15 protein-coding genes are annotated in these 16,989 nt (G+C 49.2%); 6 read left to right on the top strand and 9 right to left on the bottom strand.

Going from position 1 to position 16,989, the window contains the following annotated elements; genetic code table 11:
• The first annotated feature begins 181 nt into the window (after nt 1–181).
• Both QOL41_RS13495 and QOL41_RS13490 read left to right on the top strand, forming a co-directional pair.
• Nucleotides 182–604 (top strand): hypothetical protein, encoded by a 423-nt coding sequence (locus QOL41_RS13495; RefSeq protein WP_283430180.1) that lies wholly within the window; start codon nt 182–184, stop codon nt 602–604.
• The gene (locus QOL41_RS13490; protein WP_283430179.1) at nt 601–1,101 is read left to right on the top strand and encodes a helix-turn-helix domain-containing protein; all 501 of its coding nucleotides are present in this window, start codon (nt 601–603) and stop codon (nt 1,099–1,101) included. The genes QOL41_RS13495 and QOL41_RS13490 overlap by 4 nt, the downstream gene beginning before the upstream one ends.
• On the opposite strand, the gene QOL41_RS13485 is transcribed toward QOL41_RS13490, so the two are convergent.
• Both QOL41_RS13485 and QOL41_RS13480 read right to left on the bottom strand, forming a co-directional pair.
• A complete protein-coding gene (locus tag QOL41_RS13485) occupies nt 1,098–1,850 on the bottom strand; it encodes an FISUMP domain-containing protein (protein WP_283430178.1) in 753 nt (250 codons plus the stop codon). The genes QOL41_RS13490 and QOL41_RS13485 overlap by 4 nt on opposite strands.
• An 88-nt stretch (nt 1,851–1,938) precedes the next feature.
• A complete protein-coding gene (locus tag QOL41_RS13480; RefSeq protein ID WP_283430177.1) occupies nt 1,939–3,573 on the bottom strand; it encodes an endo-1,4-beta-xylanase in 1,635 nt (544 codons plus the stop codon).
• 170 nt (nt 3,574–3,743) lie between these two features.
• Between QOL41_RS13480 and QOL41_RS13475 the strand changes: the two genes are divergently transcribed.
• Nucleotides 3,744–5,132, top strand: coding sequence for an FISUMP domain-containing protein (locus QOL41_RS13475; protein ID WP_283430176.1), 1,389 nt, complete (start codon nt 3,744–3,746; stop codon nt 5,130–5,132).
• Between the two features lie 12 nt (nt 5,133–5,144).
• A complete protein-coding gene (locus tag QOL41_RS13470) occupies nt 5,145–6,683 on the top strand; it encodes a phosphomannomutase (RefSeq protein WP_283430175.1) in 1,539 nt (512 codons plus the stop codon).
• Nucleotide 6,684: 1 nt separating this feature from the next.
• On the opposite strand, the gene murJ is transcribed toward QOL41_RS13470, so the two are convergent.
• On the bottom strand, nt 6,685–8,277 hold the full coding sequence (murJ, locus tag QOL41_RS13465) for a murein biosynthesis integral membrane protein MurJ (protein ID WP_283430174.1): 1,593 nt from the start codon (nt 8,275–8,277) through the stop codon (nt 6,685–6,687).
• A 73-nt stretch (nt 8,278–8,350) separates the two neighbouring features.
• On the opposite strand from murJ, the gene QOL41_RS13460 reads away from it, so the two are divergent.
• Nucleotides 8,351–9,349, top strand: a complete 999-nt coding sequence (locus tag QOL41_RS13460; protein WP_283430173.1) for a hypothetical protein — start codon at nt 8,351–8,353, stop codon at nt 9,347–9,349.
• A 51-nt stretch (nt 9,350–9,400) separates the two neighbouring features.
• Here QOL41_RS13460 and QOL41_RS13455 read toward each other — a convergent pair whose 3' ends face one another.
• The 3 genes from QOL41_RS13455 to QOL41_RS13445 form a co-directional block, all read right to left on the bottom strand.
• Nucleotides 9,401–10,471 (bottom strand): hypothetical protein, encoded by a 1,071-nt coding sequence (locus QOL41_RS13455; RefSeq protein WP_283430172.1) that lies wholly within the window; start codon nt 10,469–10,471, stop codon nt 9,401–9,403.
• A 2-nt stretch (nt 10,472–10,473) separates the two neighbouring features.
• Nucleotides 10,474–10,797 (bottom strand): DUF3392 family protein, encoded by a 324-nt coding sequence (locus QOL41_RS13450; protein WP_173654214.1) that lies wholly within the window; start codon nt 10,795–10,797, stop codon nt 10,474–10,476.
• Nucleotides 10,798–11,039: 242 nt separating this feature from the next.
• Nucleotides 11,040–12,194, bottom strand: coding sequence for an SGNH/GDSL hydrolase family protein (locus QOL41_RS13445; protein WP_283430171.1), 1,155 nt, complete (start codon nt 12,192–12,194; stop codon nt 11,040–11,042).
• Between the two features lie 81 nt (nt 12,195–12,275).
• Here QOL41_RS13445 and QOL41_RS13440 point away from each other — a divergent pair, with 81 nt between their 5' ends.
• Nucleotides 12,276–13,175, top strand: coding sequence for a hypothetical protein (locus QOL41_RS13440; RefSeq protein ID WP_283430170.1), 900 nt, complete (start codon nt 12,276–12,278; stop codon nt 13,173–13,175).
• A gap of 114 nt (nt 13,176–13,289) precedes the next feature.
• Here QOL41_RS13440 and ahcY read toward each other — a convergent pair whose 3' ends face one another.
• The 3 genes from ahcY to QOL41_RS13425 all read right to left on the bottom strand — a co-directional run bounded on the left by ahcY (nt 13,290) and on the right by QOL41_RS13425 (nt 16,949).
• A complete protein-coding gene (ahcY, locus tag QOL41_RS13435) occupies nt 13,290–14,750 on the bottom strand; it encodes an adenosylhomocysteinase (RefSeq protein ID WP_163439132.1) in 1,461 nt (486 codons plus the stop codon).
• A 71-nt stretch (nt 14,751–14,821) separates the two neighbouring features.
• On the bottom strand, nt 14,822–16,558 hold the full coding sequence (locus QOL41_RS13430) for a DUF4153 domain-containing protein (RefSeq protein WP_283430169.1): 1,737 nt from the start codon (nt 16,556–16,558) through the stop codon (nt 14,822–14,824).
• A gap of 94 nt (nt 16,559–16,652) precedes the next feature.
• Entirely contained in the window at nt 16,653–16,949 is a 297-nt protein-coding gene (locus QOL41_RS13425) for an STAS domain-containing protein (RefSeq protein WP_173654210.1), read from the bottom strand.
• Nucleotides 16,950–16,989 lie beyond the last annotated feature (40 nt).

Below are 16,989 nucleotides of genomic sequence, written 5' to 3'. Positions count from 1 at the left end.
CTCGCTCGCACAACGCACGCGTTGTTGCTCGCTACCCTTTCGCCTAGGGGCGTACCCCTAAAACCCCCGTTTACCCCGCCCACCCGTCCCAAATCAAACCTGATGATTATTTCCGCAAGTTGCGGAAAAATTGCCTAAAATCCCTATTGACTAAATATAGCATATATGCTATATTTAAAATATGAAGTTAAAGTTCTTTCCTGATACAGAATTCTTTGATCCGCAAAAGGCGAAATTCGAAGACTTAGCAGGCGATGTCGGGAAAGAACAGAAAGGTTTATCTAAGCGGCGACCAGATTTGTATTTGCGCGTAAAATCCTTCTTGATGGCATTGTTGAATGTTGTAGATATTTTGCCTTATTTGAAAAATGAACAGATGTATAAATTCCAGAAGGATAAAGAGGGGCTTTATGAAATGCGCATTCCAAAGCAGGCGCATGCTGGTGTCTTTAGGATTTACTTTTGTTTTTCGATAACTGAATTACAGACACTTATTTTGCTTTGTGCAGAGTTGAAGCATAAAAAAGAGCCTATGAAACTTGGCAATGCCGTTGAAAAGCTAAAGCAATATAAAGAACTCGTTAAACAAGGAGTCATGCTATGAAAAAAGATCAAGTCTTGGATTACATGGATTCGCTTGAAAAAGAAGACGAAGGTCTGGAATCGTACGTGAAGATGTACGAGGCATTGTCTTCGTTCTTGACAGATTTTGATTTCTTGAAAGAGTCTTTGGGGCTCACGCAAAAGGATGTTGCCGACAAGATGGGAACAACGCAGAGTGCTATTTCGCGAATAGAGTCGTTAAAGACGAATCCGTCTTACAAGCAGTTGCTCAAGATGTCGGAAGCTGTTGGGGGAAACTTACTTGTCACGCCGATGAAGGACATGACTGTTCAGGTGCCAACGGATTTGCAGGAAACCGTGCGTAAATTGGCTGCATCCGAACACAAGTCTACGAATGAATACTTGGATAGAATCATTCGCGATGCAATAGAACTAGAACGCGCGAATTACTTAAATCGCGCGCTAGTTTTGAATAATGTCAGTGAGCCGAGAGCTAAATATTTGAGCGGGGCGAAGGGACCTAAGAAAAAATCTTAGTCCTTTATGCAGCGGACGGAGACGCCTTCATCCTTCATGATGGAGCCGCCGCCGAAGCCGAACATGCTTGTTACGGTCCAGATGCCGACATTGCGCGGGCCGCCAAGCGGTTCACTATAGTCTTCGTCTGCCGACCAGAAAAGAGCCTCTTCGTCAAGTTTCGTATAGCCAGTAAAGGATTTTCTACCAGCAGGCAGCATCGCAAATCCGAAATCGTCTGTTGCCGGGAAATACGAATCGTTGGGCCACATACCCTTGGCGCGGACGACAGCGCCTTCGTCGTTGCCCTGTTCGACGGCGTATTCCCGTACATAGTCGTAGAAGTCGCTCCATTCTCCTTCCGACGGCATGTGGAATCCTTCGGGACAGTTGCCGCGCTGCACTCCGGTCAGGTTTGTATACTGCGTCTGGTAGGATTTGTCAACTCCCATTGCAGCGGTCCAGCTATAAAGACGGCCGTACTTGTCGCAGTTTGCAGCCTTGTCATCGTAGCACCAGCTGTCATCCTTGATGCTGCAGGAATAGTAGTTCAAATTTTCGGCCATCCAAACCTGCGATCCGACCGTCGTAATCTTGTAGACATGTCCGTCGCGGCTGTCACAGATGGTACCTGCAGCAAGCGTTGCTGGGCATTCTGCCTTCACGGCATCGTTACAGGCCGTAGAATCATCATTGGCCGATGTGGAGTCGTCGCAGGCGGTGAATGCCAGGGCGAAAGATGCGATTGCGATTTTATAGAGATTCTTCATAGTCTCCCCGCTGAGGTTTATTTTCATATAATAGAAAAAGTACTCCCTTTTTGGGGAGTACTTGAAAAAGGAGATTGTCAATCGGGTGTTACTTCAGTTCAACCATTTCAGATTTGCCGTCGATGGTTACTTTGTACTTGCCGGGGTAGCCGCGGAATTTCACGACACCGTTTTCGTCGGCCTTGAACGTTCCGTTGGTGGTCCACACCTTGTGCCACAAGTCATAGATGAGCTTGGCGGCGGGCTTTTCGCGGCCGTCGGCAGCGATGATACCGCCGTTTTTAACCCAGTGGCGGTTATCCCAGAAGCCCCACAGTACAATACCTTCGACAGCCGGGTGGCTGAAGGCGATACGCAGGAACATTTCGTAGCGGCGGGCCTGTTCTTCTTCGCCAAAGTACATGCCCTTCTGCCAGTCGCCAAAGTCGAGTTCGGTCACCTTGATGGGGAGCCCGAGGGAGCCGAGCTTGTCAAGGCGGGCCTTGATGAATGCCGGGTTCAGCTGGCGATCGCCGAAATGGCACTGCACACCGATTCCGTGTACGGGCACCTTGCGGTCGAGCATTCCCTTCACGATGTCGTAGAGGCGGTCGGTTTCGCCGGCGACGACGACGTTGTATTCGTTGATGAAGAGTCGCGCTTCTGGGTCAGCCTTGTGAGCCCAAATGTGGGCGCTATCCAGCAGGTCCCAGCCGCACTTGTTGAATACGAAGGGTTCGTGGAAGACTTCGTTCCATACGTCGTATTCCTTGATGCGGCCCTTGTATTCTGTCATGTCGCGGGTAATGCGTGCCTTGAGCTTTTCGCCGATATCCTTGCAGCTACCCTTGAAACTGAAATGCTTGTCGTAGCCGTAACCCTGGATACCCCACATGAGGGCGTGTGCGCGGAATCCCCAGTTGTAGTCCTTCACGTAGTCAAGGTACTGCTTGAATTCGTCGCGGCGGATTTTGCCCTTCTTGGGTTCGTATTCCGGCCACTTGAATTGGTTTTCGGGAACGCCGTACCAGAAGTACTTATTGGCGGTTTTGCGGTACCAGGTTTCAACGCTATCCTTGCTGGGGTAGAGTGCGAGGGCTGTGCCGAAGGGGAATGCGTGGCGCATGAGTTCCACCTTCACTTGGGCGCCGGGGGTAGCCTTCACGGTCAATTCCTTTTTGCGCAGGCTGTCGATGCGTGCGGCGGAATTGTTGTACCAGGTCATGTCATCCATGCCTTCGACTTTTTCGACGGCAACATCGTCCATCTGGAGCCAACCCTTGGCAAGTCCCACATGGAAGGTGATGTTATTGACGCCGTAGCCCTTTTGGTCGGCAAGGAAGATCATGGAATATTCCTTCCAGTCCTTGGTCAGCATGAACGAGGCGCTTTCTTTCTGGCGCCAGTCCGGAGCGCCACCTTGGACAATTGCGTTGATGGGTACGTTACCCTTGGCCTTGAAAGTGAGCTTGTAGTAGGCGGAGTCAGCGAGCCACTTGGGCGGCTGCAGCTGCAGGCCCCAGGAGGGGTTCGGAAGTTCGGTCACCGTGAGCTTTACGCCTTCGCTGCCGTTTACGCCGAGGCCTTCGACGCCAATCTTGCTTTCGTACTTGGCGGGGCCATCGGGGTTGTTCCAAACATACCAGCCCCCATCACCGTAAGACAAGTCGCCGTTGGTGAGGAGCGGGGCTGCGCTGAGTGCTACGGCGCTGAAAACGCCTGCGGTCAAGATCTTTTTGAGCATAATCATCCCTTATTTTAACATCCAAAGTAGAAAATATCCTCTTTTTTTAGGGGATGTTAGCTCTAAAATAGTGATTTTGTATACGGCTGTATCAAGTGTTACTCTGATTCGGATTTCAGTTTTCGGAATTCGGAATGTTTGATGTCGATATCTTTTCTACCTTTATTTTTATGAAGAGGAACATTGTGAAATTTCTGCTTTTGGCCATGGTAGCACTGTTTATTTATGGTTGCGGAGATGATTCCAGCGTCAGGGTTATCATGGTGATTGAGCCGATTGAGTCCAGTTCCTCTATAAAGAAAGTCTCAAGTTCATCTATTGATTATTTCGCAAGATCTTCTTCGTCGAAAACGAATAGTTCTAGCAGCCGAGACTTTGTGCTTGAAACTGGGGAATTTGTCAAGATTGGAAATCAAGAATGGATGACCAAGAATCTGAATACTCCTGTGGAAGGAAGTCGCTGCTACGACGATGAACTTGGAAATTGTACCCGATATGGAAGGATTTATACGTGGTCTCAGGCTATGGCCATTGACCCGAAATACGACCACCAAGAACTTGGTTTCTTGATAACGCCGTATCGTGGAATTTGCCCCGAAGGTTCGCACTTGCCGACGGATGGTGAATGGACGGAGCTTAAAGAGTATATCGATGAGAATCCTGAATACAAGGCCTATTTTACGAACCAGATTGGCGGTGCGTATGATTGGATGGCTTTCTATAGGGACGAAGGTGTAGAAACGGTTTTCTGGACTGCGACGGAGTACGATGCGACAGGATCGTACTATGAACCTGAATTCGCCTGGATTTGGGCGTATCGCAAGAACGGTTCTATTGCAAGGAGCAACCCGCACAAGTACATGGGAGCGTACGTTCGTTGCGTCAAGGGTGATGGAATGGTTTTGATTATTTCTGAACCGGAATCTTCTAGTTCGGAATCTGAATCCTCAAGCTCAGAATCGTCTTCCAGTGCCGAGTCTTCGTCTAGCGTTGAATCTTCTTCTAGCGAAGAGGTTGTAGACGATTCGTGGAAGGACTATGAGTATCCCGACTTGGGGCGCGTAGAGATTGGTGACCAGGTATGGACCACCAAGAATTTGGAAGTTCCCATGAAGAACAGCCACTGCTATGCAGATGAAGAAGAGAATTGCGAAAAATACGGCAGGCTGTATACTTGGGCGACGGCGATGGCGGTGAGTACGAAGTATGACCGCGAACAGTTGGGCGAAATTGAATTGCCGTACCGTGGAATTTGCCCTGAAGGAACGCACATTCCGAGTCAGGATGAATGGCTTGCCCTTTATAATTATGTTTTGGAAAACCCCGATGCAGCAGCCAACTTTACAAATCAGCTTGGGGGCGAGTACGAGTATTACGGCCAGTATGTCAAGATTGGAGAACAGGCGCTTTTCTGGAGTTCGACAGAATACGATGTGACGGGTTCGTCTCACAAATTTGAATATGCGTATCTTTGGGCGTACCGTAAGGATCTTTCCGTGGGCAGAGATAATGCGCACAAATATACGGCAGCCTATATTCGATGCATTTACAACAACTAGCTTGAGGTTTTTATGAGCGTTTCGATGCAAGAAGTAATGAAACAGTCCGGCGTGGCATTCGGTACTAGCGGTGCCCGCGGCTTGGTGACAGCGATGACGGATCGCGTGTGCTATGTGTATGCGCGCTCGTTTATCAAGTACTGCGAGGCTAGCTACAAGTGCGATCATACGATTGCAATTGCTGGCGACTTGCGCCCCAGTACCGAACGCATTTTGAAGGCTTTGGTAAAGGCTGGTGAAGATTCCTCTTGGAAAGTGATTTATTGCGGCCGCATTCCGAGCCCGGCAATCGCATTGTACGGTATCGATAAAGCGCTCCCGACCATCATGGTGACGGGTAGCCACATTCCGGCTGACCGCAACGGCATTAAGTTTAACCACCCGCAGGGCGAAATCACCAAGAAAGACGAACAGGGAATTGTTTCGCAGTCGGTGGATTTCGACGAATCGATTTTCGATGCGAAGGGCATGCTGAAGAATGCCCCCGCGCTCCCGGCTGTTGAAGCGGAAGCCGAAGAAAATTACGTGAAGCGTTATCCGGCTTTCTTTGGCACCAAGGCTCTTTCGGGCCTGACCATTGGCGTGTACCAGCATTCCGCCGTGGGCCGCGACATTGTGGTGAAGGTGCTCGAAAGCTTGGGCGCAACAGTCAAGCCTTTCGCCCGCAGCGAAACCTTTATTCCGGTGGATACCGAAGCAATCCGTAAAGAAGACGAAGACTTGGCCCGCGAATTTGCGCACAAGGATTTCGTGGATGCAATCTTCAGTACCGATGGCGATAGCGACCGCCCGCTTTTGGCAGACGATGTAGGCATGTGGCTCCGTGGCGACGTGCTGGGCATCTTGGCTGCCCAGGCGCTTGGTATCAAGCGCATTGCAACTCCGGTGAGTTGCAACACGTCGCTCGAAAAATCTGGCAGCTTCGAGAAAATCTGCCGCACGCGAATCGGAAGCCCGTATGTAATCGCCGGCATGGAAAGCTTGGTAGATGCAAACGACGCAAGCGTCTCTGTTGCAGGCTACGAAGCAAACGGTGGATTCCTGCTGCAGACAAACCTCACGCGTTCTTTTGAAGACGGCGCGACTCGCACGCTTCCGGCGCTGCCGACCCGCGATGCATTGCTCCCGATGATTGCCGTGATGGTTATGGTCCGCGAACAGAAAATGTGCGTGGTCGACTTGCTCAAGAAACTCCCGAAGCGCTTTACGCTTAGCGACCGCCTCAAGGAATTCCCGACCGAAGTGTCGAAGGCAAAGCTCGCCGAAATCCGCGAAAAGAAACTTGGTGCCAAATTGTTCGGTGCGCTCACCGCAAAGCCTTCCAAGTTCAAGCCCAAGGATGGCCCGGCTCCGAAGCCGTTCCACGGCGAAGTCGTTTCGATCGATGAAACTGACGGCTATCGCATGGAATTCGATTCCGGCGATATCGTGCACTTGCGCCCGAGCGGCAACGCTCCGGAATTCCGCTGCTACGTGGAAACCGAAGCCAAGGACCGCTCCGCCGAGCTACTCGCTGGTTGCATGAAAATTATGGAAGGCTGGCGCAAGTAAATTAGTGAGCGAGATGTAGCTTACGCAAAACTTTGCCAAGGAGTTCGTTGAGAATATCCTTGGCATCTTTGCTTCCGAGGTAACGCTGGATAATCAGCGTGAGCGTGAAGAGTAAAATGCCAGCGGCGCAGGCGTATACAACGAGTACGACGAAGTTTGCTTCGCGCACGAATGCGCCGGAGACGCGGTCAAGTCCGACAGCGGCTGCAATCATGATACCGAAGGCGACCAAGGCGCGGGCCATATTCAAGAGGGCGTCTTTCATGCCGTCTGTGCCGTTCTTTTTAGCCCACATGAAAATCATCGAAATCACTTGCAACAAGGCGCCGGTGGCGCCGATAATCGGCACACTCTTGATGCCGAGACCCACTTCAGGCGCGCCTAGCAGAATGTAGGCAGGAATGGTCGCGGCAAAAATGCCCGTATTCAAAAGCGTCGGCACCCACATGCGTTCGCAGGCATAGAAGCTACGCACAAGCACGGCTTGCAAGCAAAGGCCAAGGCTCACCGGCAAATACCAGCGCAGAATTTCGGAAATTGCTTCGGTGGTTTCACGCTGGAAGGCTCCGCGTTCAAACAGGATTCGCACCGCCGGAAAACTCAAAGCCCACACAGCAACTACGGCCGGAATCAAGATGCAGAACATGCGCGAAAGGCTCTTCCAAATCTTGCGATTCAGCTGGCCGAAATCGCCTTCCTTAACAAGGCGGGCCATGTCAGGGTAGCTCGTGACAGAAACCGAGAATCCAAAGACTGCGACCAGCGTGTACATCACGCGGTATGCATAGTTCAAGCTCGAAATGCCGCTGGTGCCGAAGTTTGCGCCAAAGCTTCTGATAATAAATTCAAGGCCGAACATGGAACCCACGCCAAGCGACATCGGAAGCATCATCTTGAAGTAGCGAACGATATCGGGGTGAGTGGGCTGCACCAAAAGTTCGTAATGCACGCCGCCACGCCGGGCGCCTAAAATTTGCAAGGCAAAGAATCCGATGAAGGCGCCTACCGGCACGCCCCAGGCAAAACCTTCCAAGCCGTATTCCGTGCCGGTGAACTTTTCGAGCGCGAGTCCCAAAGCGCCGCCGCCCACAATTGCCACGTTGTAAATCAGGCCCGTCAGTGACGGAATCAAGAACTGCTTACGTGTGTGCTGCACCGCGACCAAAATACTTCCGACAAAAATGAAAACCTGGCCCGGCAAAATGATGCGGCCATAGTAAGCGGCGCGCTCAATCAGTTCCGGCGTGGCTCCCTCGACTGTCAAGAGCTGCAAAAGTTCCTTCATCCAAATAAATGCGGGCACCACCAAAATCAGGAGAGCAATTCCGAAAGTATTCAGCACATTGCTGAAGAATTTCCAACCGCCTTTCTCGTCGCCGGCTACCTTGTAACCCGTAAAAATCGGGATAAAAATGATGGACAAAAATCCGGTACTCACCACGTGATTCAAAATGTCTGGAATCATGAACGCAAGGTCAAGCGCGTTTTTTTCGAGTGACACGCCCGCGGCATGCGCCAAAAGCATTTCGCGGAAAATTCCGAGTACGCGGCTCAGGAGCATTGAAACGGCAACGATAATAGCGGCTTTGTTCATAGGTTTGTAGACAGTATTAAATGAATAGTGGTTAGGATTGGTTTGAATTTAGCATTTTTGTTATCTTTATGGCATGAAAAAGATTTTCTCTACTATCCTTTCTATGGCGGCCTTCTCGCTGGCGGCAAATATTCAAGTCCTTGCTCCCACGGGTGCCGAATTTTCGCCTGATGCTCCGAATATGGTGCAGTCCCTTGTGCGCGCCTCTGTGAGCGAAACGGGCAATACCCCGGTCGAAAATGATGCGAACATTCAGTTGCGTACCAACGTGATTGCCATGGGCTCAAGCTTCGTGGTGGTTTGCGAACAGGTCAAGGACGGTGCTGTGGTTGGTAGTGGCAAGCAAAAAGCCGGTTCAATCGATGATTTGGATGTGGCTATTGAAGGCGCTGTAAAGTCGGCCCTTTCCAATGTGGAGGGCGATTATGGAAATTATGGTCCGTATGCCTCTTCGGCAAGCAGTTTTTCAGATGCTGATGTCGTGATGGTTGTGTCTACTGAAAAGAACGAAGGCGACCCGAACGACAACTTTGCCCACAAGCGCCCCACCCGTAATTACAGGAGCATTGGCGTGGGAGCCGCTCTTTGGCACGATTACGACTACAAAGATGAATCTTGCAAGAATGCAGAAAAGCCTTCCGCCTGTCATGCAGAATACGATGTCGATAGAGATTGGGACAAGGCCTTCGTATTCCATTACGCGCGTATATTCGAAGTAGTTCCGCAGGCAGCCATTACTCTTACGTACAATACGAATATGTCTTTTAGCGGTGATTGGCAGTGGCATAATGTCCTTTTGCTGGGCGGTCGATACTTCCCGAGTACAGGAGTCATCACTCCGTTCGTGGGAGCCGGTGCAGGTTTGGGATTGCAGCTTGACGCTCACTATAATGACGACGACGAAGCTTTTGCTTTCGGTCTTACTGCAGGTGTAGAACTGGGTGTCATTTTCTTCCGCAATTCTTCGGCTCAGCTTGAAGTGGGCTTGGCTTGGGATGCCTTGTGGGATGAATTTAACGGTTTTGACCGTCGCTTTGGTGCCGGCAGCCTTTACATTGCAATCAACTATTAATTGCTCTTTGTGAGTGAAATTAAGAATGGCGCGGCAATCCCGCGCTATTTTTTATACTGCGATTTTAAAAGCGTTCAGCGAACTGTTGCCACGCAATTTATTTTGCTGTTGCAAGCGTGACACAATCACGCCCGGGCGCACTTGGAATTTGCGCGAAAAGAATTCAATGCATTTTTTCTCGGCAAAGTGTCCGCAGCAAATAATTTCGCATTCCTCAGCTTCGCTCAAAAGCAGACTTTCGGCAATGCGAGTTGCTTCTTTGCAGTGTTCGTCTGTGGCACTGTGATACAGGCCCGGAATTTTTCGGGGTGCAAGCAGGCAAGGGCGCTTGCTGTGCGGCTGCAAAATGTGGCCCATTGCATGGTATACCGATTCCAAGAATTCGCTGTCGCTTACCTTTGTTGTTGGCAGTTGAATGACGGGCCTTAAACCGCGCCAGTAGCTTGCTACCTTAGGTGCGGGCGCTGTAATGAATGCGGGCACCTGCAGAATGGTAATGTCGCATTTCTGGAGCGTGTCGATAACGATTTGCCGCAAGTTGTATTTGAGCGGCACGGCGTTCCTTCTCAAGAACATCAGATTATTTGCAATCACTTCGCGGAACAGGGGAATTTCTTCGGCAGAACGTTCTGTCTGCAATTCTCCCAAGCGAATCCATGCAGAATAAACTTGCGGATTCTGCGTACCGAGAGCTGTAGCGTATGTCTTTTTCCAGCCGTCAATCGAAACCACGTTCATGAACTTCATGATTTCTCGCGGGATAAAGCCCGACTTGAAACGCTTATTGAAAGATATGCCCTCGGTGCTTTGAATGTGGCCCAGTCGCTGCAAATCGCGAATTGGGAATTGCTTTGCCCAAGCAATCACCTCGTCGGAGCAAAAGCGCTGCTCAAAATTCATGATGGCGCAGTCGTAATCGCGCTTGTCTTGGTCACCGCTCAGGTCCCAGAGCGTGTCTGCCGGCGTGTCAAGCAAGAATGCTATTTCGCACATCTTGGTTGTCGAAAAATGATCGAAAAGCGAACGGCGAGAATACCCGAGACGCGCAAAAAGATCTTCTTGCGAAAGTCCTGCGCGGCTCATTGCCTTGCGGACGGCGGAATTAAAAATTTCGACAGCCATAATCAGATGTCTTTCCCGCTGCGGGCACAAAATGCAAGAATAAGAAATGCGGTGGCGACAATGCCGATAAGCGGCAAGTCGGGCTGCCCGCGCAAAAACATTTTCAAGAGTTTCACCAATTGCGATGTCAAGAATGCATAGCCTGCGCTACACAGAATTACAAATAAGACAAAGCGCCCCAAAAAGGGAATGCTACGGGTGATTTTTTTGAAGTAGTTGTTGATGTAGCCGCCGTAAATAATCAAAAGTGTGGCGACAAGCCCCACAGAAATCGAATCCATGTGAAAGCGTAGATAATTCGCAAACTGATGAATATAAGGCTGCATGCCGTAAATATATAAAATCGTCTGCGATTAGCCGTAAATGAAGCCGAGTGTAACGGCCACAGCAACCAACAGCACGATCTGCTTTACGATTTGTAGTTCTTTCGAATTCATGTCCATAAAATACAATTATCGAATACTGAAGGCTATAATGTAAGGAACGAATAATGTTACAGTTGTAAACGGTGTGATATCGCTTACATACGAAAAACTTATTTCGGCGAAAAACGCCAAATTAGATAAAATTACTTTAACAATTCTTCGGGAACGCATTCCGCCATGGCTTCGTAAGCCTTGGCGCTTGGGTGCAAATGGTCGCCCGAATCAAAATTGTTTGCGAATGCCTTCGGGTTGTCGTAACCGCGCACGGCCTTGTCAAAATCAACGCAGCCATCGAAATCCGGGGCGGTGCGCAGCCATTCATTGAATGCCATGCGAATAATGTCGCGGTTTTCGTTGTAAGTGCGCCAGCCTAAAATCGGGAGCAGCGTTCCGCTGTAAATCTTGAGCCCGAGTTTACGTGCATGCGACACGTAAAGCGTACGCACACCGTTAATCAAGTCGTCTGCGGTGGGCATGTCGCTCCACGGGCGGAACTTGTTGACCTCGACACCGACCGGGTGAATGATGTCGTTAATGCCGTGCTGAATAATGACGCTTTTGGCGCCTGCCACATTCATTTCAATCGGGAATCGCGTAGCGCCCTTGAGTCCATAAGCGGCGTAAGTAATGCAACTGTATTCGCGCAAAATGCGGGTGCCACTTACAGCGCGGCGAATGATGGATACATTGTTGAATCCATCGCGTGCGCAACGCAGCGTCAGGTAGTCGGGCCAGTCTTGCGCCGTAATCGAATCGCCAAAACACACCAAAGCAAAATTCTTTTCTTCGGTGAAAATGTCGATGGTGTTCAGGAAATAAATCCAGTTTGTATTGCGCGTTAAATCATCGGGGAGTGCGACCGACTTCGCAAAATTGCCGTAGCTATACTTGCCGCCCGAAAGCGGGCCCGTGATTGCCGTGCCTGCGTTCATCTGCGTAAAGCCTGCGAAGTACAGGCTGACATCGAGCGTGTCGCCTGCGCATACATTGAATGCGATTTCGTCGCTCAAGATTTCTTCGCCAGCGGGGATGGTGCCAGAAGTGTTGCCGCAGAACGTGATTGCAACCGGAGAATAATCCGGCGAATTCGAAGCGGCGTGTGCGACATACGCTTCGCTGATGGTCACGGGTTCTGTGCCGGTGAGGTTCGAAAAATGAAACCGCAACTTGTTGCCCGAAAAGCATGCGCGAATCGGGTAGCGAAGCGTTAAGTCTTTTGCGTAAGTGGCTTCTTTGCGGTCGGTAATAGAGGTAGCGTTGCCCCAGCAAGCCACCCATTTCGAATAGTTCTCTGGCATATGCCAAAGATAGCTAATTCAGTACTGTTTTTCTAGAGGGCGATGAATGTTTAAAATTTGATTAAGTTATTATTGGCCAATATGAATAATTCATTTGAAAACGGCAATAGCAAGATCCATCAGAATAAAAGAAAGTTGCTTTTCTTTTCACCATTGATTTTTATTCTTTTAGTTTTAGGTCTATTCATTTTGATCTATATGACAGACCTTCCCTTTGATGCGTCCGTTGTCATATTTCTTCTTTGTTCCTTTGTTTTATTTATGGTTTTGCTGAGCCCATTTTTTTCAGAACCTCTTAAAATTGAGGAAAATGAAAATTCTTTGATATGCCATCTTTTTTATGGGAAAAAGGTTGTTTCTCTTACAGAGAATTGTGCTTATAATATTCAACTTTATACTGATGGTGGGTGGGTAATTTCTTTTAGTACAGGCTTATTACCAGTAAGATTTTCAAATGAAGCGTTTGCGGATCTTTCGAAAATGGTTGATAAATTAAAGGATTATCCGAACAGTCAAAAGAGGAATGCCTTTATCATTACTATGAATGCTGTAATCGGTATTGTAGCCGTGATGGGTGGTGTGGCAATGCTTGTGTCGGGGAATAAGGGAGGAATTTTTTGTGTTATAGGTGGTCTGGCGTCTTTATTTGAAATTGCAAATGAAATGTTCGGAGGCAAGAAACAATCTGAACCGTCCGTAAAACCTGTTCTTCCGACATTTATGGAAGGGGTGGTGGGAATATCGACTCTTTTTCCTCTGCTGTTTGCTTTTATGATTTTTGCAAGTGAGGGATTTTCTGTAATGCCTGCGTTTGCATTGGTTGCAGGCGAGGTATGTATTTGCGTATATCTTCTAAACTATCAGAAAAAAGTAAAAAAGGGAATGGGAATATTGTACTCATTCCTGGATTCTGCAAAATATTTAATCCTTTTCTTTCTTGCTTTGGGATATCTTGTTTATCACTTTGTAGTCTCGCAGTAAATGCCAGAGTTGATCTTGAGCCTCTTTTTAAAAAGTGTATGAAAAAAATCCCTCGGTTTTGAACCGGGGGATTTTGATATTCGGGGTTTCGCGGCTTGCCGCGCGCGATACCTATTAATAACGGTAGTGATCAGCTTTGTACGGGCCTTCAACAGGCACGCCGATGTAGTCGGCCTGGGCCTTGGTGAGGGTCGTCAGGTGAACGCCGAGCTTTTCGAGGTGCAGACGTGCGACCTTTTCGTCGAGAATCTTCGGGAGCGTGTACACGACACCGCTTTCGTACTTGATTCCAGCGACAGTCTGCTTGCCCTGAGCGTTGAGCCACAGGTCAATCTGAGCGATGGTCTGGTTCGTGAAGCTTGCGCTCATCACGAAGCTCGGGTGACCAGTAGCGCAGCCGAGGTTCAGCAAGCGGCCTTCAGCGAGGATAAGGATGCTGTGACCGTCGGCGAAAATCCATTCGTCGTACTGCGGCTTGATTTCGTTGCGCTTGATGCCCGGAATTTTCTTGAGGCCGGCCATGTCAATTTCGTTGTCGAAGTGACCGATGTTGCCCACGATAGCGCGGTTCTTCATCTTTTCCATCTGGGCGGCGCTAATGATGCCGGTGTTACCGGTGGTGGTCACGAAGATGTCGGCGTAGCTAACGACTTCGTCGAGGGTCTTGACTTCGTAGCCTTCCATGGCAGCCTGCAGAGCGCAAATCGGGTCGATTTCGGTGATGATCACGCGAGCGCCCTGACCACGCAGAGACTGGGCGCAGCCCTTACCCACGTCGCCGTAGCCGCAAACCACAGCAATCTTACCAGCCATCATCACGTCAGTGGCGCGGTTGATACCGTCGATCAAGGAGTGGCGGCAGCCGTAGAGGTTGTCGAACTTGGACTTGGTCACGGAATCGTTCACGTTGATTGCCGGGAACTTCAGACGGCCAGCCTGAGCCATCTGGTAAAGGCGATGCACGCCGGTAGTGGTTTCTTCGGAAACGCCCTTCAAAGCTTCGCGAGCGCGGGTCCACTGCTTCGGATCCTTTTCGAAAATCTTACGGCAAGTAGCGAGGAACACGCCCCATTCTTCGCTGTCGGTAGCCGGGTTGAATTCAGGCACCTTGCCGGCGTCTTCGAATTCGGCACCGCAGGTCACGAGCATGGTAGCGTCGCCACCGTCGTCCACGATCAGGTCCGGGGTCTTGCCGTCGGGCCACACGAGGGCGCGGGCGGTGTTTTCCCAGTAGTCTTCCAAGGATTCACCCTTCCAGGCGAACACAGGCACGCCCTGCGGATTTTCCACAGTGCCCTTCTTGCCCACCACCACGGCGGCGGCAGCGTTGTCCTGCGTACTGAAGATGTTGCAGCTCACCCAGCGCACGTCGGCACCGAGGTCCACGAGCGTTTCGATGAGGATAGCGGTCTGCACGGTCATGTGGAGGCTACCCATAATACGGGCACCAGCGAGCGGCTTCTTGCCTGCATATTCCTTGCGGAGAGCCATCAGGCCCGGCATTTCAGTTTCAGCGAGGTCGAGTTCCTTGCGGCCTTCAATCGCAAGGTTAATGTCCTTAATTTTGTATTCCATATTAATATATCCTTTTCAAAAATTCTTATTTATGCATAAATATAGTTATATGCATAAAAAGCGTCAAGGCCTTATTTTAGGAACAGAATTCCACGCATCTGGAGCGAACGGTTGTCTTTGGACCATTCTTCGGTAGCCAGATATTGTAGCTCCAAGGTCGCTTCGTTGGATTCGATGGTCGTTTTTTCGGCTTTTTTCAGTTCTTCTCGGCTGATTTTGAAGCTGTAGACAGTGGTATCGGCGTCTTCTTCCTCGTGTTCCGGCTTGTAACGGAAGAATAACGAGTCTTCACTGAATTCAAATTCATCATGATTATAAAAATGGTCTACAATTAGCGCCTTTTTTGCCCATGTAGGTACCGTGAGCGGCGTATTGTCGGGCAGGTTGATGTATGCCCTGAATGGATCGAATGAATCATCATCTTCCGGATCGGACACCAATTGGTAGGAGTGATCGAGGTCTTTTAGAGATTTTTTGGTAGTCGTAAAGAACTCTTGCAATTCTTTAGTCGTTGATTCCTCTATCGAGAACAGCTCTCCTAAGATTTGTTCCGATTCTTTGTCTTTGCGGCCTTTGAGTGTATAAATGAAGTTCTTAGTGTCTTCTTCGTTTAGCGGGAACTTGTTGTAGCCTTGATTGGCAAGTTCCTTCTTGATGTTGTTCATCCAGACGTGGTGGGTAATCTTGAAAGCATTGATGGGCGAATTTGTTGAAACAAAGAACAGCGCGCAGAAAATGATTGCGATGAATCGGGACTTGCGTTTGATTTTGTCAATCAAGAAGACTGCGATAATGGCGTAAAAGAAAATGTTAATGGCGATGGCGTAAACGTATTCTATTTCAATGCCGAATAGCTCTATCATGTTATAGATGTCAATAGACATCAGGACAACAAGAGGAATGCAGGCGGCAGGGAATATTTTCAGGAGCCTAGTTTCAATAGTCGGCTTTGGAACGAGGCGCGCAGGGTACATGACGGTGATAAGTACCAGCAGGTAAATCATGAATCCCGTGACAAAGTAAGACGCTGTGGTGAGCGGCAAGTCCCACAAGGCAATGAACTTGAAAATGTAGCCGTAAAAGAGTAGCGTTCCAATAGAAAGCACCGGAATAAAAAGGAATCGGATGGTGCTCGATGCAAACTTGCTCAGAGCAGGCGGTTCTTCAAGGCATTCATCGATAGAAGGAATTCCAGAAAAGAACAAGATGGGGGCAACAATGCTTGAACAGAAATAGAAGATGTAAAGGTAAATGTCTTCGTCAGGGTCTGCGTCGAACAGTTCTGAAAATCCAAAGACAAGACCTTCGATGGCGCCAAGCAATATGGCCGATACGACAATGGCTGCGAGGAGGGCTTTGATGTTCTTTTGCAGGAACACCCAGAATCCGTTTTCGTTTTTCTGTTTCCAGAAGGGGGCAAGCAAAAATCCAAAAGACGAGACTATATAGACAAGAGAAATGGTGCTTACAAAAGTGATAGCACTATTTGTATTTTCTTCTAAGTTGGCAAAAACGAGTATGATAGAAAGCGCAAACCATGAGCCGCTTGCAATGGCTTGGGGCGCCTGGCTTGTATTTTTTCGAGATTCCTGCACCAGCGCTGTTGTGAGGGCAATGATTGTAGCAGCAATGGGGTAAATGCCCAGCCACAAGAACAGTCGAGCAAAACTGGTGCTAAAGAAATTCGCGAATTCGGTGTCAATAACGAGCGCAAGGAACGTGAGAACGGTGAATGACGATGCCAGCGGAAACCGCTTGAACGCACTCGAAATTTGGCTCGGATATTTTTTGATTGCTGATAAATTCATTCCCTAAATATAATAAGGCTATTTCGGGTTATAAAAAATCCCCGACCTGAATGTGCCAAAGGTCGGGGAATATAGCTTAAATTGTGTAAATCGGTTATTCGATGGTCAGAATGTCGCAGAAACCGGTCACTTCGAAAATTTCCTTGATTTCGGAGCTTGCGTTCTTTACGACCATGGAGCCCTGCTTGTTCATAATCTTCTGGGCCATGAGCAGAATGCGCAGGCCTGCAGAAGAAATGTAAGCGAGTTTCTTGAAGTCGAACACCAGCGACTTCACGCCGTCGAGCTTGCCCTGGATTTCAGCGTCGAGCTGCGGGGCGGTCAGGGTGTCCAGGCGACCTTCGAGTGCAATGGTCAGCTTATCGTTTTCGGTAGTCTTGTTGATTTGCATAATTTTTTCCCTCTTTCTCTTAAATTTATAAAAGTTTACA

This window comes from Fibrobacter sp. UWB10, from assembly GCF_900182935.1.
Taxonomy (GTDB): Bacteria; Fibrobacterota; Fibrobacteria; order Fibrobacterales; family Fibrobacteraceae; genus Fibrobacter; species Fibrobacter succinogenes_O.
The sequence above is the reverse complement of the archived record's forward strand: the minus strand, read 5'-3'. Positions and strand labels throughout refer to the sequence as shown.